At 70.8% G+C, this 23,106-nt stretch carries 17 protein-coding genes and 1 riboswitch; of the genes, 13 read left to right on the top strand and 4 right to left on the bottom strand.

What is annotated here, in order from left to right:
* Positions 1–80 precede the first annotated feature (80 nt).
* Positions 81–815, top strand: a complete 735-nt coding sequence (locus ACF8ME_RS03815; protein WP_244387803.1) for an NUDIX domain-containing protein — start codon at positions 81–83, stop codon at positions 813–815.
* Positions 816–846: 31 nt separating this feature from the next.
* On the opposite strand, the gene ACF8ME_RS03810 is transcribed toward ACF8ME_RS03815, so the two are convergent.
* Together ACF8ME_RS03810 and ACF8ME_RS03805 are read right to left on the bottom strand one after the other, a co-directional pair.
* Entirely contained in the window at positions 847–1,809 is a 963-nt protein-coding gene (locus tag ACF8ME_RS03810) for a threo-3-hydroxy-L-aspartate ammonia-lyase (RefSeq protein WP_392415309.1), read from the bottom strand.
* A gap of 44 nt (positions 1,810–1,853) precedes the next feature.
* A complete protein-coding gene (locus tag ACF8ME_RS03805) occupies positions 1,854–2,495 on the bottom strand; it encodes a transcriptional regulator (protein ID WP_047327836.1) in 642 nt (213 codons plus the stop codon).
* 81 nt (positions 2,496–2,576) lie between these two features.
* Between ACF8ME_RS03805 and ACF8ME_RS03800 the strand changes: the two genes are divergently transcribed.
* From ACF8ME_RS03800 to ACF8ME_RS03750, 11 genes are all read left to right on the top strand, one after another.
* Positions 2,577–3,068, top strand: a complete 492-nt coding sequence (locus ACF8ME_RS03800) for a YbaK/prolyl-tRNA synthetase associated domain-containing protein (RefSeq protein ID WP_016454410.1) — start codon at positions 2,577–2,579, stop codon at positions 3,066–3,068.
* A 57-nt stretch (positions 3,069–3,125) separates the two neighbouring features.
* Positions 3,126–4,007, top strand: a complete 882-nt coding sequence (locus ACF8ME_RS03795) for a CHAD domain-containing protein (RefSeq protein ID WP_392415307.1) — start codon at positions 3,126–3,128, stop codon at positions 4,005–4,007.
* A gap of 54 nt (positions 4,008–4,061) precedes the next feature.
* Positions 4,062–4,346, top strand: a riboswitch (cobalamin riboswitch).
* Positions 4,347–4,474: 128 nt separating this feature from the next.
* Positions 4,475–6,706 (top strand): TonB-dependent receptor, encoded by a 2,232-nt coding sequence (locus ACF8ME_RS03790; protein WP_392415305.1) that lies wholly within the window; start codon positions 4,475–4,477, stop codon positions 6,704–6,706.
* A gap of 189 nt (positions 6,707–6,895) precedes the next feature.
* On the top strand, positions 6,896–7,837 hold the full coding sequence (locus ACF8ME_RS03785; RefSeq protein ID WP_392415304.1) for an ABC transporter substrate-binding protein: 942 nt from the start codon (positions 6,896–6,898) through the stop codon (positions 7,835–7,837).
* Positions 7,834–8,856, top strand: coding sequence for an iron ABC transporter permease (locus ACF8ME_RS03780; protein ID WP_267178101.1), 1,023 nt, complete (start codon positions 7,834–7,836; stop codon positions 8,854–8,856). The genes ACF8ME_RS03785 and ACF8ME_RS03780 overlap by 4 nt, the downstream gene beginning before the upstream one ends.
* Positions 8,853–9,620, top strand: coding sequence for an ABC transporter ATP-binding protein (locus tag ACF8ME_RS03775; RefSeq protein ID WP_392415302.1), 768 nt, complete (start codon positions 8,853–8,855; stop codon positions 9,618–9,620). Before ACF8ME_RS03780 ends, ACF8ME_RS03775 begins: the two co-directional genes overlap by 4 nt.
* Positions 9,621–9,624: 4 nt before the next feature.
* Positions 9,625–10,647 (top strand): LLM class flavin-dependent oxidoreductase, encoded by a 1,023-nt coding sequence (locus ACF8ME_RS03770; RefSeq protein WP_392415300.1) that lies wholly within the window; start codon positions 9,625–9,627, stop codon positions 10,645–10,647.
* 27 nt (positions 10,648–10,674) lie between these two features.
* Positions 10,675–11,724: a cobalamin biosynthesis protein CobW gene (gene cobW, locus ACF8ME_RS03765; RefSeq protein WP_047219594.1), complete on the top strand. Its 1,050-nt coding sequence runs from the start codon at positions 10,675–10,677 to the stop codon at positions 11,722–11,724.
* A 29-nt stretch (positions 11,725–11,753) separates the two neighbouring features.
* Positions 11,754–15,584, top strand: coding sequence for a cobaltochelatase subunit CobN (gene cobN / locus ACF8ME_RS03760; protein WP_392415299.1), 3,831 nt, complete (start codon positions 11,754–11,756; stop codon positions 15,582–15,584).
* Positions 15,581–16,726: an ATP-binding protein gene (locus tag ACF8ME_RS03755; RefSeq protein ID WP_392415297.1), complete on the top strand. Its 1,146-nt coding sequence runs from the start codon at positions 15,581–15,583 to the stop codon at positions 16,724–16,726. Before cobN ends, ACF8ME_RS03755 begins: the two co-directional genes overlap by 4 nt.
* Before the next feature lie 209 nt (positions 16,727–16,935).
* On the top strand, positions 16,936–17,397 hold the full coding sequence (locus tag ACF8ME_RS03750) for a VWA domain-containing protein (RefSeq protein ID WP_084027467.1): 462 nt from the start codon (positions 16,936–16,938) through the stop codon (positions 17,395–17,397).
* Between the two features lie 18 nt (positions 17,398–17,415).
* Here the strand turns inward: ACF8ME_RS03750 and ACF8ME_RS03745 are convergent, their stop codons facing one another.
* Positions 17,416–18,489 (bottom strand): ATP-binding protein, encoded by a 1,074-nt coding sequence (locus tag ACF8ME_RS03745; RefSeq protein WP_016448780.1) that lies wholly within the window; start codon positions 18,487–18,489, stop codon positions 17,416–17,418.
* Positions 18,486–19,220 carry a response regulator gene (locus tag ACF8ME_RS03740; protein WP_016448779.1) on the bottom strand — a complete coding sequence of 245 codons (735 nt, stop codon included), beginning with the start codon at positions 19,218–19,220 and terminating at the stop codon, positions 18,486–18,488. Before ACF8ME_RS03740 ends, ACF8ME_RS03745 begins: the two co-directional genes overlap by 4 nt.
* A 380-nt stretch (positions 19,221–19,600) precedes the next feature.
* On the opposite strand from ACF8ME_RS03740, the gene ACF8ME_RS03735 reads away from it, so the two are divergent.
* A complete protein-coding gene (locus ACF8ME_RS03735) occupies positions 19,601–22,741 on the top strand; it encodes an efflux RND transporter permease subunit (RefSeq protein WP_016454400.1) in 3,141 nt (1,046 codons plus the stop codon).
* The last annotated feature ends 365 nt before the right edge of the window (positions 22,742–23,106 follow it).

The raw sequence follows: 23,106 nt of genomic DNA, 5'->3' as shown, positions 1-23,106 counted from the left end.
TCCTTTTAAGTTGTTCTGTACAACTCGTATGGGTTGCATAGTGCAACTTAAAATCAGGCACGTCAAGCACAATCCATCCCATGGCTGAAAAAAATTCCCCATCCCCGCAGGGCGTGCTGGACTTCCCGCGCCCTTTCACCACGGTGGACGTGGTCATCTTCACGGTGGCAGACGATGCCCTGCAGGTGCTGCTGGTGCAGCGCCCCACGGCGGGCAGCGAGCCGTTCCCGGGGCTGTGGGCGCTGCCCGGCGGCTTTGTGGATGTGCGCCAGGACGCGGACCTGCTGGCCTGCGCGCGGCGCAAGCTACTGGACAAGACGGGTGTGGACAGCCCCTACCTGGAGCAGCTGGGAAGCTGGGGCGGCGCGGCGCGCGACCCGCGTGGCTGGTCGGCCACGCATGTGTATTTCGCGCTGATCCCGGGCCATGACCTGATCCTGGCCAAGGGCGCGAATGCGGCCGATGTGTCGTGGTTTGCCGTCGATGAACTGCTGCGCGCGCCTGCGCTGGCCTTCGACCACGGCGAGATCCTGCGCGCAGCGGTGGAGCGGCTGCGGGGCAAGGTGGAATACACCTCGCTGCCGGCCTTTCTGTTGCCCGAGCCTTTCACGCTGCCGCAGCTGCAGCAGGCCTACGAGGTGGTGCTGGGCCGCCCCGTGGACAAGAGCGGTTTTCGCACGCGCATGATGGCGGCCGGCTTTCTGGTGGAGGCCGGCCAGGTGGAGGGCACGTCACGCCGCCCCGCCATGGGCTACCGCCTGGCCGACCGCAGCGCGCCCGTGGTGTTTCCGCGCACCTTCAGCCCGCGGGGGTGAGGACGGCCTTCGATCAGGGCCAGGATCAGGATCAGGCGCCCAGCAGGCTGCAAAAGCGCTGCATGTCCACGTTGCCGCCGCTGAGGATGATGCCCACGCGCCGTCCGCGCAGCTCCTCGCCTTTCTGGCGCGCGGCGGCCAGGCCCAGGCAGCCGGTGGGCTCGACCACGAGCTTCATGCGCGAGGCCAGGAAGCCCATGGCATCGACCAGCTCGGCATCGCTGGCGGTGAGGATGTCGGTCACGTCGCGCTGGATGATGGGGAAGGTGATGCCGCCCAGGTGCTGGGTCTGGGCGCCGTCGGCAATGGTCTTGGGGGTGTCTATGTGGACGATGCGGCCTGCGCGCAGCGACTGCTGGCCGTCGTTGCCGGCCTCGGGCTCCACGCCGTAGAGCGCGCAGTCGGGGCTGAGCGCGCGTGTGGACAGGGCGGTGCCCGACAGCAGGCCACCGCCGCCCAGCGGCACGAAGAGGGCGTCCAGCGGGCCGGTTTCCTCCAACAGTTCCTTGGCGGCCGTGCCCTGGCCGGCCAGCACGTCGGCATGGTCGTAGGGCGGGATCAGGGTCAGGCCGTGGCGCTCGGCCAGGTCGCGGCCGATCTGCTCGCGGTCTTCGGTATAGCGGTCGTAGACCACCACCTGGCCGCCATAGCCCTTGGTGGCCGCCACCTTGGCGGCGGGCGCGTCATGCGGCATGACGATGGTGGCGGGAATCTCCAGCAGCCTGGCAGCCAGTGCAATGGCCTGGGCGTGGTTGCCCGAGGAAAACGCCACCACGCCGGCCTTGCGCTGCGCCGGGCTGAAGCGAGACAGGGCGTTGAAGGCGCCGCGGAACTTGAAGGCGCCCATGCGCTGCAGGTTCTCGCACTTCAGGAAGACGCGGGCGCCCAGCGCCTCGTCCAGCGTGCGCGAGGTGAGCACGGGCGTGCGGTGGGCATGGCCCTGGATGCGTTGGGCCGCTGCGGCCACGTCGTCATAGGTGGGAAGGCTTGTCATCGGTACGGGAGAGAAGGGGTTGCAGACCGGCGGGGTGCCGGGAGCTATTTGGCGTAGCTGTAGACCGTGGCGCGCGACACGCCCAGGTGGGCGGCAATGGTCTCCATGGAGCGGCGAAGGTCCAGCAGGCCGTCGCCCTTGAGTTCACGGACCAGGGCGCGCCGCTCCTCGGGCTTGAGGGCGCGCGGCGTGGTCGCCAGGCGCGCCGCGAACTGGTCGATGCGGGCGCGCACCGTGTCGGCACCGGCCCCGGCGCCCATGGGCGCCAGCATTTCGCGGGCCGGCGTGTCGCCGCTGACGGCGGCAAAGCGGTTGAGCATGCCCTGGAAGCCCTGGAACATCGTCAGGTCCACATTCATGCACAGGGCGGCGATGTAGCGGCCCTCGGAGTCGCGGATGCCGATGGACGTGCTCTTGGCCTGGCGGCCATCGGCGAACTGGTTGGGGTAGTTGGCGATGACCTGCTCGTAGCCGGGGTCCTGGATGCGGGCCAGGCCCAGCTCGGTCGCGCCCTGGCCGACCTCGCGGCCCGAGAGATTGTTGTGGATGGCCAGCACCGCATGGGACGGGTCGAGCAGGTCATGCACCACCACCTCGCAGAACGGGGCAAGGGTCTGGCCCAGGCCTTCGGCGATCTTGGCCACCTGTTCCAGCAGTTGGCGCTGCTCGGGAGTGCGTTGTGTCATATTGGACATTTTGTTTTGAATTGGACAAAATGTCAAAACCCAGGCGACCTGCCTTCTTGTCCGTTTCTTGTGCTCCCTGCCATGTTCGACACCCTTGTTCACCTGCTGCAATCCCAGGACGCGCGCTTTCGCGTGATCGAGCACCCTGCCGAGGGCCGCTCCGACCTCGTCGCCGAAATCCGGGGCACGGCACCCGGCCAGGGTGCCAAGGCCATGCTCTGCAAGAGCCGCGATGCGTCCGGTGCGGGCGATCCCCAGCTGTTCCTGGCCGTGCTGCCCGGCGACCGCAAGCTGGACTTCAAGCGCCTGGCCCAGGCCGTGGGCGTGCGCAAGGCCACGCTGGCCTCGCCCGAGGAGGCCCAGGCCGCCACCGGCTGCGTGATGGGATCGGTGCCGCCGTTCTCCTTCAACCCGCAGGTGCGCCTGGTGGTGGACCCGGCACTGGTGGAGCGCTTTGCCGAGATCGCCTTCAATGCGGGCCGGCTGGACCGCTCCATCGTGCTGGACTCGGCCGACTATGTGCGCATTGCCCGGCCCGCGCTGCACAGCCTGAGCGGGGATGGCGCCGATTGACCCGGGGGCCGGGCGGTGCCCACAATCGCAGCAACGCCCGCACATCCTTTCCTGACCATGACCACCCCTGCCAGGCAGTTCCCCGACCGGCCCGATGCGGCCGGCTTTGTGCGTGCGGCGCTGGCTGCCGCACTGGCCCAGGTGCAGTCGCATATGGATGTCGTGGATGCCGGCAGCGGCGAGGCCGAACGCATCCACCAGCTGCGCGTGGCCCTGCGGCGCCTGCGCACCCTGCTGCGCGAATGCGCAGGGCTGGCGCCCGGCATGCGCGCCGAATGGGATGCCCCGCTGGCCCTGGCCTTTGCGCGCCTGGGCACGCTGCGCGATGCCGGCACCCTGGCCGACGTGGTGCGGCTGCTGCTGCAGGACGCCGATGCGCCCTTGTGCGATTGGGCCGTGCCGGATGCCGGGCAGGCCGACGCGGACGCGGCCGCTGCGGTCCGCGAGCCGCAGTTCCTGCAAACGCTGGCCGAGATCCATGCGCTGGCGCAGGCGCCTGCAGGCAAGCGGCAGCCCGGCCTGGTCAGCCTGTCCGCCGCAGGCACGCGCAAGTACCTGGCACGGCGGCTGGCGCGCCTGCACCGCCAGGTGCTGCGCGACGGCCGGCAGTTCGACCGCCTGCCGCTGGCGCAGCAGCACCGCGTGCGCAAGCGGCTCAAGCGCCTGCGCTACCTGGCGGACTTTGCGCGGGAATTCGCGCCCGGAATGTGGCCCGGCAAAAAGGGCCGGCGCTTTGCCGAGGCGCTGGTGCCCGCCCAGGACGCGCTGGGCCTGCACAACGACATGGCCGTGGCGGCCGCGCTTTTTCGTGACGAGGCCGGCACGGATCCGCGCGCCTGGTTTGCCGCCGGCTACCTGCAGGCCCGCCTGGCCACCAGCGCGCGCAGCAGCCGCCGCGCGCTGCGTGCGCTGGCCCGCGTGCCGGGCTTCTGGGCCTAGACCGCATCAGCGATAATCCGCCGCTGGCGCACCGCCGCAGCCCCTGGGCCGTGGCGGTGCGCTGTTGCTGAAGGTGCCCCATGCCGCTTGCCGGCCAGGGGTTCAACGGGAAGCAGGTGCGCGATGCCATCGAGGTGGCCGCTCGCAATGCCTGCGCTGCCCCCGCAACGGTCAGCGGAATACAACTCCCCACGCTGGCGCGCCACCCACCGGTTGCGCGCCGCAAGCCACTGTGTCTGGACGGACATGGGAAGGCGGGGATGCCTGCTGCAGCGCGCCCACCCTGCGCGCCGCAGCGTTCCGCAAGCCCGGATACCGGCCTTCTGCATTGCTTTCGGACGCCGCGGGAGTGCGCCTGTCCGGTCCGGCCCCAGCCTGCGCTGGCGTGGCCGGCTCCGGCGTGCGCGCCGTGCGGCATGGTTCAGACGATAGGCCCCACGGGTGACTGGGGCAGTTGGATTCAACGCATGCGCTTCGCTTCTTTGGCCGCCGATTGTTCCGGCCCCTTTCCCCTTCCTCCCTTCCTGCGCCCGGCCACCGCTGCGGCCGTGCTGGCCTGCTGCGCCGCGGCGGCCGGCGCCGCACAGGAACCGGCGGCCGGCAAAGCCGGTGCATCCGCCGACGATGCGCTGGACGCCGTCTTCGTGACCGCCACGGCGCGGCCCGAGGCGCGCAGCCGCATCGCGGGCACCACGCAGACCATCGACCGCGAGGCCATAGAGCGCTCCAGCGCGCGCTCGGTCACCGACCTGCTGGCCGAGAACGCCGTGGGCTTTCTCAGCGAATGGACGGCGGCCCAGACCTCGATGAACCTGCGCGGCGCCTCCACCGACGGCCAGGGGCGCGACTTCCGCAGCCAGGTGCTGGTGCTGGTCAACGGCCGGCGCGCGGGCACGGCCAACCTGTCCAAGCTCAGCCCCTCGGATGTGGAGCGCATCGAGATCGTGCGCGGCCCGTCCTCGGTGATCTACGGCAGCCAGGCCATGGGCGGGGTGGTCAACATCATCATGAAGACGGGGGCTACGGCGCCCGGCACGCGTGCCCAGGTCCAGGCCGGCTCGTGGGACCTGTGGCGCACCGATGCGCAGACGGCCGGCGCCAATGACCGCTTCGACTGGTACTTCGGCGTGAGCGCAGGCGGGCGCGGCGACTACGATTCGGGCGACGGCGGCACGCGCATGGAGAACACGGGCTGGAAGCGGCGCGGCGCCAGCGGCGCCCTGGGCTGGCAGCTGCACGAGCTGCACCGCGTGGAGCTGCAGCTGCGCACGGACGGCATCTACAACGCGGGCTTTCGCGGATCGGGCGCCAACATCTACAGCCGCGACAACCGCAGCAACCGCTCGCTGGACCTGACCTACGAGGGCGCACTGCCCGGCCAGCGCCTGAGCTGGACGACCCACCTCTACAGCCTGGTCGATACCGATGAGTTCAACTGGGCATCGCCCGTGATCCGCTCGGGCAACAGTGCCGTGCCCGGCACGGCGCGCGACTACAACCACCGCCAGCTGGACGCCACGGGCCTGCGCTTTCAGCCGCGCCTGCGTGTCAGCCAGACCAATGACCTGCTGATGGGCTTCGACTGGGAGCGCAGCAAGCTGCGCTCCGACCGCCTGCGCGTGGCCATGCCGGGCGGCCCGGCGGGCCAGGTCGCGCCCTACGACAACAACCAGACCGAGCAGGTGCACGCGCTGTACGTCGAGGACGCGCAGACCCTGTTCGACGACCGCCTGACCCTGCGCGCCGGCCTGCGCAAGACCTGGGGCACGACACGCTTCGACGATACGCCCAACCTGGCCCTGGCCCAGGCCAGCACGCGCGACTACGACAACCACACCTGGTCGGCCGGCGCCACCTGGAAGGCCACGGACCGGCTCACGCTGCGCGCTGCGGCCTCCACGGGGTTCCGCGCGCCCACGGCCACGGAGCTGGCCTCGGACTTCACGGCCGTCGGCGGTGGCCGCACCTTCGGCAACCCCAACCTCAAGCCCGAGACCAGCCGCCAGATCGAGGTCGGCGCCGCGCTGCAGCAGCCCGGCTGGCGCGTGGATGCGGCCCTGTTCCAGAACACCATCAGCGACCGCATCATCACCGTCTCGCGCGGGGCCACGACCAATACCTCGGACTACGCCAACAACGCGGCCGACATCGTGGCGCGCGGCTTGGAAATGCAGGCCGACATGGACCTGGCGCGGGCGCTGAACCTGACGGGCCACCAGCTCAAGGCCTGGGCTGGCGGCTACTACCACTTCAGCATGCGGGACAAGGGCTCGGCCGCCTCGGCCAATACCGACAAGGTGCAGCGCATGTACCGCTACGAGGCCTCGGCCGGCGTGCGCTACGGGCGCGGCAGCGGGCGCCTGCAGGGCGACTGGAGCCTGCAGCTGTCCACGCTGCTGCGCGGTCCCATGTGGTACGACACGGAAGAGGCGCTGCTCATCCCCCAGGGCGAGCCCCGCAGCACCTTCATCCACCGCAAGGGCGCCTTCACCATCTGGAACCTGCGGGCCGACTACCGCGTGTCGCGCGGCGTCAAGCTGTTCGCAGCCGTCAACAACCTGTTCGACCTGAACCGCCATCCCATCTTCATCGCGCTGGACCGTGCGCCCTGCATCGCCAACCCGGCGTACCAGAACGGCGGCTGCGGAACGTCGATGGCGGGGCGCGAACTCATGGTCGGCCTGCAGGCAGAGTTTTGATGAAGCACCCCCTGAGTCGCTTCGCGCCTTCCCCCGTGTGCACGGCGCCCTCTCTCGCTACGCGGGAGGGGGACGACACCCTCGGGGCGGGGCGGCGCGGCCGGCATAGGCCCTTCCTCGGTGTCCCTCGCTTTGGACTGCGCCGGTTTCATAGGTCATGTACGGCGCCTTGCGTCATGGAACACTGAGATGAAGGCTGTCTGCACACCACGCCGCCAGTTGCTGCGCCAGGGCGCGGCGGCGGCCCTGGGCTGCGGCCTGCCCGCGGCCTGGGCCGACACCGTCGCTGCAGGCGGTCCGGTGGTGCTGCAGGATGCGCTGGGCCGGCGCGTGGAGATTGCCGCGCCGCCGCAGCGCATCGTCTCCATCTTTGCCTCCAACACCGAGCTGGTGGCCGCGCTGGGCCTGCTGGACCGCGTGGTGGGCGTGGAGGATTTCACGCGCTTTCCACCGGGCGTGGAGCGCATTCCCAAGGTGGGCGGGCGGCTGGGGTTTTCGGTGGACGCCGTGGTGGCGCGCCAGCCGGACCTGGTCATCGTCACGCCCGCGCGCCAGGCAGCGCACCAGCTGGTCGATCCCATGGAGCGCATCGGCGTGCCGGTGATGGTGCTGCTCAGCCGCTCGCTGGCCGAGGTGATGGACAACCTGCGCCTGGTGGCCCGCGCCACGGGCGTGCAGGCGCGCGGCCAGGAGCTGGCCACGGCGCAGGAAGCGCGGCTGCTGCGCGTGGACCGGCAGGTGGCCGGCCAGCCCCGGCCGCGTGCCCTCATGGTCACGGGCCGGCTGGGTAACGGCATGCTGCTGGCGGCCCGGCCGGGCACCTATACGGGAGAGGCCATGGTGCGCGCGGGCGCCGCGTTCGCGCTGGACGGCCTGGGCACCGTGCCCCAGGTCTCGCCCGAGGCCGTGCTGGCCGCCGACCCTGATGTGCTGCTGTTCGCAGGCACGCAGGAGGCCATGCAGGACCTGATCGGCCAGCGCGGCTGGCGCGACCTGCGTGCCGTGCGCGGCGGCCGGGCCACCACGGTGGCGCGTGCCGAGTTCCTGATTCCCGGGCCGCGCACCTTTGGCGGCGTGGAAAAACTCTCGCGCTGGCTGCACCCTGCGGCCTGGGCCGGGGAGGCCGCATGAATTCCCTTTCACATCCACCTGCGTGGCGCCCCTGGTCCGGTGCGGTCCTGCTGCTGCTGGCCAGCCTGCTGATCGCCGCCTGCGCGGGCCACCAGTGGGCCAGCCCGGCCGACCTGCTGGCCGCGCTGGGCGGCGAAGACAGCCTGCGCAGCCGGCTGCTGCTGCAGTGGCGCGTGCCGCGCGTGCTGGCAGCCGCCCTGGTGGGCGCGCTGCTGGGCCTGTCGGGCGCCATCTTCCAGGGCGTGTTCCGCAATCCGCTGGCCGAGCCCTATCTGCTGGGCGCCTCGGGCGGCGCGGCGCTGGGGGCGACTGTCGCACTGCTGGTTCCGATGCATCTATTGTTCGGCCTGCCCCAGGCCTGGACGCTGCCCGTGCTGGCCTTTGCGGGCGCCTGGGGTTCGACCGTGCTGGTGCTGGCCGTCTCGCGCGTGGCCGGTGCCACCGATGCGGCCGGCATGCTGCTGGCCGGCGTGGCGCTGGCGGCCGTGCTGGGCGCGCTGCGCTCGTTCCTGATGCTGGCGCTGTCCGATGAGACGGTGAGCCTGCAGGTGGTGCTCAGCTGGGTGCTGGGCGGCATACAGACGCCGTCGTGGAGCGGGCTGGGCCTGCTGGCCGGTGCCTCCCTGGCCTGCCTGGCCGGGGCCATGGCGCTGGCGCGCGGGCTGGACCTGCTGGGCCTGGGGCAGGATGCGGCCCAGGGCTTCGGCCTGGACGTGGCGCGCTTCACGCCGCTGGCCGTGCTGGCCGGCTCGCTGGTGGTGGCCGTGGCCGTGGCCTATGGCGGGCTGGTGGCCTTCGTGGGTCTGGCTGCGCCGCACATCGCGCGCTGGATGGCGGGACCGCTGCACCGCGCAGCCCTGCCGGCGTCGGCGCTCACGGGCGCCATCATCGTCACGCTGGCCGATGCGATTGCGCGCAGCGTGCTGCCGCCGGCCGAAATCCCGTTGGGTCTGGTCACGGCCGTGGCCGGCGGGCCCTTCTTCATCGTGCTGCTGGCGCGCAGGCTGAGGTCCGCATGAACGATCAAGCCATGGACGACGCCGTGCCAAGCCTGCAAGCCCGGTCCCTCACGCTGCGCCACCGTGGCCGCAGCGTGCTGGACGCTGTCTCGCTGCAGCTGCCCGCCTGCGGCGCCGTGGCCCTGGTGGGGCCCAATGGCGCGGGCAAGTCCAGCCTGCTGTCCCTGCTGGCGGGGCTGCAGGCGCCCGCATCCGGCAGCGTGCTGCTGGACGGGCAAGACATTGCAACCCTGCCCGTGGCCGAGCGCGCGCGCCGCGTGGGCTACATGCCGCAGCGCTTTGCGCCGCACTGGGACCTGACGCTGGCCGAGCTCATGCACATGCGGCTGGCGGGCCGGGGTGATGTCGAGGCGGCCATTGCAGGCGCCGGGCTGCAGGATTTCGCGCGCAGGCGCTGGTCCACGCTGTCGGGCGGCGAGCAGGCGCGTGCCCTGCTGGCCACCGTGCTGGCCACCGACCCGCCCGTGCTGCTGGCCGACGAGCCCGGCGCCGCGCTGGACGTGCGCCACCGCCTGGCCCTGGTGCAGGCGCTGGCGCAGCGCGGGCGCGAGCGGCTGGTGCTGGTGGTCATGCATGACCTGGACCTGGCGCTGGCGCACTTCGGGCGCGTCATCGTGCTGGACCAGGGGCGCATTGCGCTCGATGGAGCCCCTGCCGAGCTGCTGCATGCGCCGGGGCTGGATGCCGTGTTCGGCGTGGATTTCGAGCGCATCGACGCACCCCCGCAAACCTTGCTGCGCGCGCGGCTGAAACAGGAGAACTGACCCCATGCGCATCGATCTGGCCGGCTGGACGCGCGACGCCACGCGCGGCGACCACCGTGAATTCCTGGCGCTGTTCGAGCGCGCCGAGCGCCTGGGTTTCCAGGGCGTGTGGTTCAACGAATTCCGCGTGCCCGATACCGCCTGGCCCTATCCCTCGCCCCTGCTGCTGGCCGCCGCCGTGCTGGCGCGCACCGAGCGGCTGCGCGTGGGCACCTCGGTGCTGGTGCTGCCGCTGCACCATCCGCTGATGCTGGCCGAGGAGATTGCCCAGCTGGACCTGCAAAGCGCCGGCCGCATCGACGTGGGCGTGGGCCGGGGCACGGAGCCGGCCGCGCTGCGCGCCCTGCAGATCGATGCGGACAGCACGCGCGAGCGCTTCGAGCAGTCCTGCCGCATCCTGGTGGAGGCGCTGTCCGGCAAGCCCGTCGCAGCGGGGCAGGGGCCGTGGCGCTTCGAGGACCGGCCCGCCCTGCCTTCGACCGTGCAGCGCCCGCCCCCTCCCTTGTATGTGGCCGGCTCCACGGCTGAGACCCTGGGCTTTGCCGTCGATCAGAATCTGCCCCTGCTGCTGAGCCTGGAGCCGCCCGAAGGCATGCAGCTGGAGCGCCTGGAGGCCGCTGCCCGGGAGCGCGGGCGCGATGCCGCCGCGCTGCGTGCGCGTTCATCGCTGGCGCGCTATGTCTGCATCGGTGCCGACGAGGCCGCCGTGCAGGCCCAGCTGGCCACGCTGTGGCCGCAGCTGTACCAGCGGCGCGTGTACTTTGCGGGCAAGCGCGGCGTGCCGGCCGACCAGGTGCTGCCCATCGATGTGACGCGCGTGCTGGCCGAGCAATTCATCCATGGCACGCCCGAGCAGTGCCATGCGCAGATCGCCGTCTTGCGCGAGCGCACGGGCATGGGCCAGCTGCGCTGCGTCTTCAACGCCAACGGCCTGTGGAGCGATGCCCAGGCCCTCGCCGGCATGGAACTGTTTGCGCAGGAGGTTCTTCCTTCATTGCGCAGCGCCGTGCCTTTCGCCACCGTCTGACTTCCTCTTTTTTCTGGAGAACCTTCCATGCAAACCGCCAAGATTCCCGCCACCATCGTCACCGGCTTTCTGGGCAGCGGCAAGACCACGCTGCTGCGCCACATCCTGGACAACGCGGGCGGCCGGCGCATTGCCGTCATCGTCAACGAGTTCGGCGAGCTGGGCATCGACGGCGAGATCCTCAAGGGCTGCGGCATCGGCTGCGACGACGAGGGCAACGAGCGCGAAGGCGCGCTGTACGAGCTGGCCAACGGCTGCATGTGCTGCACGGTGCAGGAAGAGTTCTTCCCCGTGATGCGCGCGCTGGCCGAGCGCCGCGACCAGATCGACGCCGTGATCATCGAGACCTCGGGCCTGGCCCTGCCCAAGCCCCTGGTCCAGGCCTTCCAGTGGCCCGAGATCGCCAACGTGTTCACCGTGGACGCGGTGGTCACCGTGGTGGATACGCCGGCGGCCGCCAGCGGCCAGTTCGCCGCCAATCCCCAGGCCGTGGACGAGCTGCGCCGCGCCGACCCCAACCTGGACCACGAATCGCCGCTGCACGAACTCTTCGAGGACCAGCTGGGCGCGGCCGACCTGGTGGTGCTCAACAAGACCGACCTGGCCGATGCCGAGGCCCTGGCGCGCGTGACCGCCCTGGTGCGCGAGGAGCTGCCGCCCGAGGTCAAGATCGTGCAATCGTCCCAGGGCCGCCTGCCGCTGGACGTGGTGCTGGGCCTGGCCAAGGCGGCCGAGACCACCATCGACCAGCGCGTGAGCCACCACGACCACGACGAGGACCATGACCACGACGACTTCGACTCCTACGTGATCGACCTGCCCGCCGTGGACCGCGACCGCCTGCTGGCTGCGCTGGAGACGCTGGTGGAGCAGCACAGCATCCTGCGCGTCAAGGGCTTTGCCGACATTCCGGGCAAGCCCATGCGCTGGCTGCTGCAGGGCGTGGGCCGCCGCTTCGACCACCACTTCGACCGCGCCTGGCGCGAGGGCGAGGCACGCGGCACGCGCCTGGTGTTCATCGGGCAAGACCTTGACGAAGCAGCGCTGCGCAAGGGCCTGGAGAATGTGGCCGCCTGACCTTCCGATTCCGTACTGAAACCTGTTCCATGCACCTGCTGTCCACGCGCCCCGGCGGCTTTGTCGAGGATGAGAGCATCGTCACCCGCCTCGACCAGACGCCGGCCGACATCGTCATCCTGAGCTCGGCCGACACCACGCTGGCCCTGCTGTCCTCGGCCGTGGCCGCGCTGGCCGGGGCGTCGGCGGACTTTCCCTCGGTGCGGCTGGCCAATCTGCTGTACCTGCGCCAGCCGGCCTCGCTGGACCTGTATGTGGACGAGGTGCTGCGCCATGCGCGCGTGGTCATCGTGGACCACCTGGGCTCGGAATCGGCCTGGCCCTACGGCATCGAGCAGATCGGCTCGCTGGCGCGCCGCAAGGGCCAGCGCCTGGCCATGTTCTCGGGTGACCTGCAGGAAGACCCGCACCTGCTGGCGCGCAGCACGCTGCCGGCCGCCGCCTGCCGCCAGCTGTGGCAGTACCTGCGCTCGGGCGGCGCGGCCAATGCGCGCGAGTTCCTCAAGGCCACCGTCTACCACGGGCTGGACCGGGGCGATGCGCCGCTGCCGCCGCGCACCCTGCCGCAGGCGGCTGTCCACGTTCCCCCGGCGCTCTTCGCTGCCAGGAGCCATGCCCAGGTCCAGGCCCAGGTCCATGCCCATGAGGTGGCCGGCATCGACGACCTGCAGCGCGCCTGGACGCCGGGCGCGCCCACGGTGGCCCTGGTGTTCTACCGCTCCCACCTGCTGGCGGGCAACACGGCAGCCTTCGACGCCATGGCCCTGTCGCTGCAGCAGCGCGGCATGAACCCGCTGCCCGTGGCGCTGGACTCGCTCAAGGACCCGCTGTGCCTGGCCACGCTGCGCCAGCTCTGCGAAGACCATGCCGTGCAGCTGGTGCTCAACACCACGGCGTTCTCGGCGCTGGAAACGGGCACGGCCCTGGCCGGCGATGCGCCCGTGCTGCAGGTGATCGCCAGCGGCGGCAACCGCGAGGACTGGTGGGCCGACAGCCAGGGCCTGCGCCCGCGCGACATCGCCATGCAGGTGGTGCTGCCGGAGATGGATGGCCGCATCATCACGCGCGCCATCAGCTTCAAGGGCCTGTCCCACCGCTGCGCCTTCACCCAGGCCGACGTGGTGGCCTACCAGCCCGAGCCCGACCGCGTGGACTTCGTGGCCGACCTGGCCTGGCGCTGGTGCCGCCTGCGCAGCCTGCCCGCGCGCGACAAGCGCCTGGCCCTGGTGCTGGCCAACTATCCGGGCAGCGAAGGCCGCATCGGCAGCGGCGTGGGGCTGGATACGCCGGCCTCGGTGATCGCCATCCTGCAGCACCTGGCGGCCGAAGGCCATGAGCTGGGCGACCCCGCGCAGCTGCCCGCCGATGGCCAGGCGCTGATGCACACCCTGCAGCAGGGCATTGCCAACGACCCGGCCCAGTGGCCGCTGCGCCCGGCCTGGCAAAGCTATGCGCTGGACGAGTACCTGGCACGCCTGGCCGCGCTGCCGGACGGCATGGCCGACGCCATCACGGCGCGCTGGGGCGCGCCCGAGGCCGACCCGCTGCTGCGCCAGGGCCGATTCATGATCGCGGGCCTGCGCCTGGGCCATGTCTTTGTCGGCATACAGCCGGCGCGTGCATTGGTCGGTAAAGGCATGGGCGTGCAGGACTATGCGAGCTACCACGATGCCGAGCTGGTGCCGCCCCACGGCTACCTGGCCTTCTACTTCTGGCTGCGCGACCGCTTTGCCGTGGACGCCATGGTCCACGTGGGCAAGCATGGCAACCTCGAATGGCTGCCGGGCAAGAGCCTGGCGCTGTCGGGCGCGTGCTGGCCCGATGCCATCCTGGGCCCGCTGCCGCACCTGTACCCCTTCATCGTCAACGATCCCGGCGAAGGCGCCCAGGCCAAGCGCCGCAGCCAGGCCGTGATCATCGACCACCTGATGCCGCCGCTGACGCGCGCCGAAAACCACGGCCCGCTGCAGGACCTGGAGCGCCTGGTGGACGAGTACTACGACGCGCTGCTGGTCGATGCGCGGCGCGGCGCGCTGCTGCGCCGCCAGATCCTGGACATCGTGCGCCGCCAGCACCTGGACCAGGAACTGGACCTGGCGCCCGGTGCCGCGCAGGACGACGATGCCGTGCTCGAACGCATAGACGCCTACCTGTGCGAGCTCAAGGAAACCCAGATCCGCGATGGCCTGCATGTCTTCGGCGCCTCGCCGCAGGGGCGCCAGCGCCGCGACACGCTGCTGGCGCTGGCGCGCTTCCCGTCGGACGAAGGCCAGGGCCTGATCCAGGCGCTGGCCGCCGACCTGCTGGACAGCCCCGGGTTCGACCCGCTGCGCATGGAGCCCGCACGCCCCTGGACCGGCGCGCGCCCCGCCGCCCTGCAGGCCGTGAGCGACGAGCCCTGGCGCCATGAGGGAGACACGCGCGAGCGCCTGGAGCTGCTGGCCCAGCAACTGCTGGAAGGTGAGGCCCCGGCCGGTGACTGGCCTCAGACGCGCGCCGCGCTGGCGCAGGTGCATGCCGTGCTGGCGCCCGCGCTGGATGCCTGTGGCGGCGAGGAACTGCGCCAGCTGCTGCGCGGCCTGCAGGGCCGCTTCGTGCCGCCCGGGCCCAGCGGATCGCCCTCGCGCGGGCGGCCCGACGTGCTGCCCACGGGGCGCAATTTCTACACGCTGGACACGCGCGCCATTCCCACGCAGGCGGCCTGGGAGCTGGGCCAGCAGGCCACGCTCAGGCTGCTGGAGCGCTATCTGCAGGAGCATGGCGAGTACCCGCGCACCCTGGGCCTGTCGGTCTGGGGCACGGCCACCATGCGCACGGGCGGCGATGACATCGCCCAGGCCTTTGCGCTGATCGGCGTGCGCCCCAAATGGGCGCCCGGCAGCCAGCGCGTGGTGGACTTCGAGGTGGTGCCGCGCGTGGGCATGGGCCGGCCGCGTGTGGATGTGACGCTGCGCATCTCGGGCTTTTTCCGCGATGCCTTCCCCGGCGCCGTGCAGATGTTCGACGCGGCCGTGCAGGCCGTGGCCGCGCTGGACGAGGACGCCGAGGACAACCCCATACGCGCGCGCATCCTGGCCGAGGTCGAGCAGCTGCAGGCGCAGGGCATGGACGCCGTGCAGGCCCGCCTGCAGGCCGGCTGGCGCGTGTTCGGCGCGCCGCCCGGCCACTATGGATCGGGCCTGGGCGGACTGTTCCAGAGCGGCGACTGGCAGGGCGATGCCGACCTGGCCCAGGCCTACCTGGGCTGGAGCCAGCACGCCTACGGCCAGGACGCCGAGGGCGTGCCCGCAGGCGATGCGCTGCGCCGCCGCCTGGGCGAGCTCGACGTGGTGGCCCACAACCAGGACAGCCGCGAGCACGACATCCTCGACTCGGGCGACTACTTCCAGTTCCAGGGCGGCATGGCCTCGGCCGTGCGCCACCTCTCGGGCCGCCAGCCCGCGCTCTACCACGGCGACCATGCCAACCCGGCCCAGCCGCGCGTGCGCTCGCTCAAGGAGGAGATTGCGCGCGTGGTGCGCTCGCGCGTCACCAATCCCAAGTGGATGGACGGCGCCAAGCGCCATGGCTACAAGGGCGCCTTCGAGATGGCGGCCACGGTGGACTATCTCTTCGGCTTCGACGCCACCACGCAGCAGGTGGGCGACCACCAGTACGCCCTGGTGGCCGACGCCTATGTGCTGGACGCGGCCACGCGCGACTTTCTCGTGCAGCACAATCCGCAGGCCCTGCGCGACATGCTGGAGCGCCTGCTCGAAGCCATGCAGCGCGGCCTGTGGGAGCAGCCCGGCGACTATCGCCAGCAGCTGGAAGACCTGCTGCTGGAACATGAAAACCATCTCGAAGGATTGCGCGCATGACCGCATCTCCTGACCTGGGCAGCGGCGCCCCGCCCGCGCTGCCGCCGCTGTTTCCCTTTGCCGCCATTGCCGGCCAGCCCCTGCTGTGCCAGGCGCTGCTGCTGGCCGCCATCGACCCGCAACTGGGCGGCGTGCTGATCGAGGGGCCGCGCGGCACGGCCAAGTCCACGGCCGCGCGGGGGCTGGCCGAGCTCATCGATGCCGCGCCCTTCGTCACGCTGCCGCTGGGCGCCTCGTTGGAGCATCTGGCCGGCTCGCTGGACCTGGGCCAGGCAATGGCCGGCCATGCGCTCAAATTCGCGCCCGGCCTGCTGGCACGCGCCCATGGCGGCGTGCTCTATGTGGACGAGATCAACCTGCTGCCCGATGCCCTGGTCGATGTGCTGCTGGATGCGGCCGCCAGCGGCGTCAACGTGGTCGAGCGCGACGGCATCTCCCACCGCCACGCGGCGCGCTTCGTGCTGGTGGGCACCATGAACCCCGAGGAAGGCCAGTTGCGCCCGCAGCTCCTGGACCGCCTGGGCCTGTGCGTGCGCCTGGCCAATGTGCAGGATGCGGCCCAGCGCCAGGCCATCGTGCGTGCACGCCTGGTGTTCGATGCCGACCCGGCAGCCTTCCGCGCCCGCCATGCAGACGCCCAGGCCGCGCTGGCCGCGCAGCTGCGCACGGCACGCGAGCGCCTGCAGCCGGCCGGCGCGCTGCCCTGGTCCGACGCGGTGCTGCAGGCCGCAGGCGCGCTGTGCATTGCCGCCCAGGTGGACGGCCTGCGCGCCGACCTGGTGCTGCTGCGTGCCGCACGCGCCTGGGCCGCCTGGCTGGGCGATGCCGAGGTCACGCCCGACCATGTGCAGGCCGTGGCCGAGCTGGTGCTGGTGCACCGCCGCAAGCCGGGGGCGCCGCAGCAGCAGCCGCAGCAGCAGCCATCCCCACAGCAGGCGCCACCGAATCCGCCTTCGCAGTCGGCGGCACAAAGCCGGCCGCCTGCCCAGGCCACGGCCAACGGCGAAAGCGGCAGCCAACCCTCCGAGGCCGACTGGGGCGCCATGCCGCCCGAGCCCGTGGGCCTGCTGCGTGTCGCCGTGCCTTCGTTGCTGGCCCGCGAGGCCGCAAAGCCCGGAGCGCCCGCCGCAAAAAAAGCCTGAGCCCTCGCGGCCCCGCGCCACAGGCAAGGGATGCGAGGGCGGGCCAGCAGGCGGCCAGCCAGCCCCGGCTGGCCCAGGCGCAAGGCGGGCCGCCCACCGGCAGCTGGGACTGGCCGCGCACGCTGGCCGCGCGCGGCGCCCAGGCGCTGGCGCCCGAACATCTGCAGCGCCGCCGTGAGCCGCCGCAGGCCACGCGGCTGCATTGCTTTGTGCTCGATTGCTCGGCCTCCATGGCCGCCAGCGGCGCACTGGCGCGGGCCAAGGGCGTGCTGCTGTCGCTGATGGAAGAGGCCTACCGCCGCCGCGAGCAGGTGGCGCTGATCTGCTTTGCGGGCACGCGCGTGGAATTGCGCCTGCCGCCGCGCAAGGCTGCGGCCTGGAATGACGACTGGATCGCGCCCATCGGCGGGGGCGGCGGCACGCCGCTGCAGGCGGCCGTGGAGCAGGCGGGCCAGTTGCTGCAGCGCCATTGCGGCGCAGAGGCCTCCTGCCAGGGCTGGCTGTGGCTGCTCACCGACGGCCGCACGCGCGAGCGGCCCGCGCGGCCTGCGGCGGCGCAGGAGGCAGGCATCGTTGACTTCGAATCAGGCCGCGTGCGCCTGGGCCGGGCGGCTGCGCTGGCCGCCGCCTGGGACGCACGCCATGTGCGGGCCGATGATTTCGCAGGCTGATCTGCGGCTCTGACGAGGTCAGGCCGGCCAGCTCAGCTCGAACAGCGCGCCGCCGCGCTCGCCCGGCAGGCATTGCGCCCGCCCGCCATGGGCCTGGGCAATGGCCTGGACCACGGCCAGGCCCAGTCCGCTGCCCTTGCTGGCCCCCACGCCGGCGTTTTTGCGGCTGCGGGCGCCTTCGCCGCGCTGGAAGGCGTCGAAGATGCGCGGCGCAAGGTCCGCCGCCACGCCGGGGCCGCTGTCTTCCACGCGCACGGTGCACAGGCCCTGGCGCACGCGCGCGGCCACCAGCAGGGGGCCGGGCTGCGCATACAGCATGGCGTTCTCCAGCAGGGCCAGCAGGGCCTGGCGTATGCGCACGGGGTCGCAGACCACGGGCTGCTCATCCAGCTCCAGCGCCAGTTGCAGGCCCGCCTGCTCCAGCGCCGGCCCCACGGCCAGGGTCACCGATCGCACCTCGCCGGCCAGGCAGGTCTGGCGCAGCTCCAGATGCAGGTGGCCGTTGTCCTGCAGGCCCAGCAGGCGCAGATCGTCGATCAGGCGGGTCAGCCCCTCGACCTGGGTCATCAGGCTGGCCAGCATGTCCTTGCTGGGCAGGAAGACGCCATCGGACAGGCCTTGCAGCCGTCCGCTGAGAATGGTCACGGGCGTGCGCAGCTCATGGGCGATGGCCGCGCTCCAGAAGGCGCGCTCCTGCGCCATGCCTTCCAGGCGCTGGGCCAGGCTGTTGAAGTCGTGCACCAGCTGGGCGGCCTCGTGCAGCGCGCTGTCGTCGGTGTGCGCGCGCGCCGAGAGGTCGCCCTGGGCCAGCTGGCGCAGGCTGATGGCCACCGAGTCCAGCGAGGGCAGGATGCGCCGCGACAGCCGCGTGGCCACGAAGATGGCGATCAGCAGGGCGATGACCAGGGTCAGCAGCACCCAGGCCAGCTCCACGCTGGAGGGCATCCAGCCGTCGGATACGCTGGCCGGGTGAAAGGTCAGCAGCAGTGCATAGAAGGCGTACGAACCCAGCACGCACAGCACGACCACGGCCAGCGTGACGGCCGACATGGTCAGCACCACCTGCCGGCGCAGGCCCGGCACTGCGCTCATGGATCCATCCCCAGCCGGTAGCCCACGCTGCGCACGCTGTCGGGCATGCCCTGCAGGCCCAGGCCTTCGAGCTTCTTGCGCAGCTTGCTGATGTGGCTGTCCACGGTGCGTTCCAGCGTGTGGCCTTCGGGCAGGCAACTGAGCAGCAGCTCGGCGCGGCTGAACACGCGCCGGGGCGAACGCACCAGGCTGGCCAGCAGGTTGAATTCGGTCACGGTGAGTTCGGGCACATGCGTGGCGCCCTGCACCTGCACGCTGACCTCGCGGCTGTCCAGGTCCACGCGAAAGGGGCCGGCCTGCAGCAGCTTGGTATCGCGGAGCCGGCCCTGGCCGCAGCGGCGCAGCACGGCCTGCACGCGCGCCACGACCTCGGCCGCATTGAAGGGCTTGCCCACGTAGTCGTCCGCGCCAATGCGCAGGCCGATGAGCTTGTCCACGTCCTGGTTGAGGGCGGTGAGCATGATGACGGGCGTGTCGCCGCGCCGGCGGATTTCGGACAGCACCTGCCAGCCGTCGAGGCGTGGCATCTGCACGTCGAGAAGAACGAGATCGGGTTTCAAGTGGTGGTGCAGTTCAAGGGCCTGCTGGCCATCGGCGGCATGGACGGTGCGCAGGTCGCTGCGGGCCAGGTAGGCGCACAGGATGTCTGCGATCTCGGGCTCGTCCTCGGCAACGAGGATGAGCGATGTCGATGGCTGGAAAGGCAAGGGCTGGGCAATGATAGAAGCCATTTTGGGTCGCGGCGGCGGCTGTGTTCATCTCCATCGTTCTTCCACATTTCCCGGGCCGAAATGCCATCGAAAGAACGCAAGCTGTTTCCCTGTGCCGCCGCCATTGGCCGGCATGCGAAACAAAGCGATGAATATGAAGTCACAGCGGCAGTGCCGTATGAGCGGGTGGAGCGGTCAGCTTTTGCAGCGGCTCCCTGAGTGAATGGCCCTTGCGGCAACACGCCGCAGGCCGAAGCCGCACCGGCAGGAGTTTCCTTCATCCCCATGCCTCCTGGCAATCTGGATTTGCATCCGGATGGCCCCTCAGATGATTCGGCGCCAGGCGCCGTATTTTTTCCGCAGCGCGCCCTGGCGCGCATTGAAAACCAGACCTCGCGTCCATGCCACAGTTCTTCATTCACCGGCCCGTCTTTGCCTGGGTCATCGCGCTGTTCATCGTGCTGCTGGGCGTGCTCGCCATCCCGCAATTGCCGATATCGCGCTATCCCACGGTGGCGCCGCCCACGGTGAGCCTGTATGCCACCTATCCGGGCGCCACGCCCAAGACGCTCAATGACTCCGTGGTCTCGCTGATCGAGCGCGAGCTGTCCAGCGTCCGCCACCTGCTGTACTTCGAGTCCTCGGTGGACACCTCGGGCTCGGCCGAGATCAAGGCCACCTTCAAGCCCGGCACCAACCCCGAGCTGGCCCAGGTGGATGTGCAAAACCGCATCAAGGCCGTGGAGCCGCGCCTGCCGCAGGCCGTGCGCCAGAACGGCCTGCAGGTGGAGTCGGCCACGTCGAGCTTTCTGCTGCTGGTGGGCCTGATCTCGCCGGGCGGCGAGTTCGACGAGCTGGCACTCAATGACTACATGGCGCGCAACATCGTGGAGGAGCTGCGCCGCATCGAGGGCGTGGGCCGCGTGCAGCTGTTCGGCACCGAGCAGGCCATGCGCGTCTGGGTCGATCCGGCCAAGCTGATTTCCTACGGGCTGTCCATGGGCGACCTCACCCAGGCCATACAGCAGCAGAACATGCAGATCGCCCCGGGCCGCGTGGGCGATGCGCCGACCGCGCCGGGCCAGCGCGTGACCACGCCGCTGACGGTGCAGGGCCAGCTGACCTCGCCCGCGCAGTTCGCGGCCATCGTGCTGCGCGCCCATGCCGACGGCTCCCGCCTGGTGCTGGGCGACGTGGCGCGCGTGGAGCTGGGCGCGCAGTCCTATGCCTTCTCCAACCGCGAGGACGGCAAGCCCGCCACCAGTGCCGCCGTGCAGCTGTCGCCCGGTGCCAATGCCGTGCGCACGGCCGCTGCCGTGCAAAAGCGCATGGCCGAGCTGGCCTCCATCCTGCCGCAGGGCATGCAGCACACCATCTCGTTCAACACCGCGCCCTTCGTCAAGATCTCCATCGAGAAGGTGGTGCAGACCCTGGTCGAGGCCATGGTGCTGGTCTTCCTGGTGATGTACCTGTTCCTGCAGAACCTGCGCTACACGCTGATCCCGGCCATCGTGGCGCCCGTGGCGCTGCTGGGCACCTTCGCCGTGATGCTGGTGGCGGGCTTTTCCATCAACGTGCTGACCATGTTCGGCATGGTGCTGGCCATCGGCATCATCGTGGATGACGCCATCGTCGTGGTGGAGAACGTGGAGCGCCTCATGGCCGAGGAAGGCCTGTCGCCGCGCGATGCCACGCTCAAGGCCATGAAGGAGATCACGGGCGCCATCATCGGCATCACCCTGGTGCTGACGGCGGTGTTCATTCCCATGGCGTTCGCCAGCGGCTCGGTGGGCGTGATCTACCAGCAGTTCACGCTGTCCATGGCCGTGTCCATCCTGTTCTCGGCCTTCCTGGCCCTGAGCCTGACACCGGCGCTGTGCGCCACCTTGCTCAAGCCGGTGGCGGCAGGCCACCATGAGAAGAAAGGCTTCTTCGGCTGGTTCAACCGCGGCTTCGAGCGGCTGACGAACCGCTACGAGGCCCATGTCACGGGCCTGGTCCGGCGCACGGGCCGCATGATGCTGCTGTTCGCGGCCATCGTGGCCATCCTGGTGTTTGCGCTGCGCCAGCTGCCCTCGGCCTTCCTGCCCGAGGAGGACCAGGGCTACTTCATGACCTCCATCCAGCTGCCGGCCGATGCCACGGCCGAGCGCACGCTGGACGTGGTCAAGCGCTATGAGGAGCATGTGGCGCAGCGCCCCGGCATCGCCTCCAGCATCTCGGTGCTGGGCTTCAGCTTCGCGGGCTCGGGCCCGAACGCGGCCATGGCCTTCACCACGCTCAAGGACTGGGACCAGCGCAACGGCGCCACGGCCGGCGAGGAAGTCTCGCTCGCGCAAAAGGCCATGGAACACGCGCCCGAGGGCGCCATCATGGTGCTGCAGCCCCCGGCCATCGACGAGCTGGGCACTTCCTCGGGCTTCACCATGTACCTGCAGGACCGCACGGGCCAGGGCCATGCCGCGCTCAAGTCGGCCACCGACCAGTTGCTGGCGCTGGCCGGCAGCAGCAGCGTGCTGGGCTCGGCCTACCAGGACAGCCTGCCTTCGGGCACCAGCGTGCGGCTGGAGATCGACCGCCAGAAGGCCCAGGCCCTGGGCGTGGGCTTTGCCGCCATCAGCGAGACGCTGTCCACGGCCATGGGCTCGCTGTACGTCAACGACTTCCCCAACGCCGGACGCATGCAGCAGGTCATCGTGCAGGCCGACGCGCCCGCGCGCATGCAGATCGATGATGTGCTCCGGCTGAACGTGCGCAACGCTGCGGGCGGCATGGTGCCGCTGGCCGAGTTCGCCACGCCCGTGTGGTCCGAGACGCCGTTGCAGCTGGTGCGCTACCAGGGCTTCCTGGCGTCGCGCATCTCGGGCACGCCTGCGCCCGGCACATCCAGCGGCGCGGCCATGGCCGAGATGGAGCGGCTGGTGGCCCAGCTGCCGCCCGGCTTTGCCGTGGCCTGGACCGGCCAGTCGCTGCAGGAGCGCCAGTCGGCGGCGCAGGCTCCCCTGCTCATGGCCCTGTCCATGCTGGTGGTCTTCCTGGTGCTGGCCGCGCTGTACGAGAGCTGGTCCATCCCGCTGTCGGTGATGCTGGTCGTGCCCCTGGGCCTGCTGGGCGCGGTGGCGGCCGTGCTGCTGCGCGGCATGCCCAACGATGTGTTCTTCAAGGTGGGCCTGATCACCATCATCGGCCTGTCGGCCAAGAACGCCATCCTGATCGTGGAGTTCGCCAAGCAACTGCGCGAGGAAGGCCAGGATCTGCGCGAGGCCGCCATCAAGGCCGCGCGCCTTCGGCTGCGGCCCATCCTCATGACCTCGCTGGCCTTTGCGCTGGGCGTGGTGCCGCTGATGCTGGCCTCGGGCGCCAGCGCCGAGACCCAGCACGCCATCGGCACGGGCGTGTTCGGCGGCATGGTCAGCGGCACGGTGCTGGCCGTGTTCTTCGTGCCCGTCTTCTTCGTCTTCGTCCTTGAATGGCAGCGGCGCATCGCCGGGCCGCGCGGCAGCGCGCGCCGGCCGCCGCCCGCTGCGGACCCCGGAACATAAACACATGCCCCTCTGGATCGCGCTCAACGCCCTGTGCTTTCAGGGCCGCCCGCCGGCACAGTCTTCGAACCCTTGCGCGCCATCGGCGCCTGCAGCCCCCGCGCGGCAGGCCGGGCCCACCGGACCCGAGCCGCCGCGTGCAAACGCCGGTGCGCATGCCGGCCCCCTTGGCCCCGACGGCGCCGATGGCGCCCCCTCCGGCACGGCCAGCACGTCCGTCCCATGATTTCTATAATGGCGGCTTCGTTCGCCATTGCAGGAGGTATTCGTCCCATGCGCCATTGATGCTGCCGCTGTCCCAGCGGCCCGCTTTTCCCGACCCTGCCCACGGCATGCGCAATGCATGCAAAGCGGCAAGGAACTGC

The organism is Delftia sp. WSY_7 (genome assembly GCF_043104845.1).
GTDB classification, from domain to species: Bacteria; Pseudomonadota; Gammaproteobacteria; order Burkholderiales; family Burkholderiaceae_C; genus Comamonas; species Comamonas tsuruhatensis.
The sequence above is the reverse complement of the archived record's forward strand: the minus strand, read 5'-3'. Positions and strand labels throughout refer to the sequence as shown.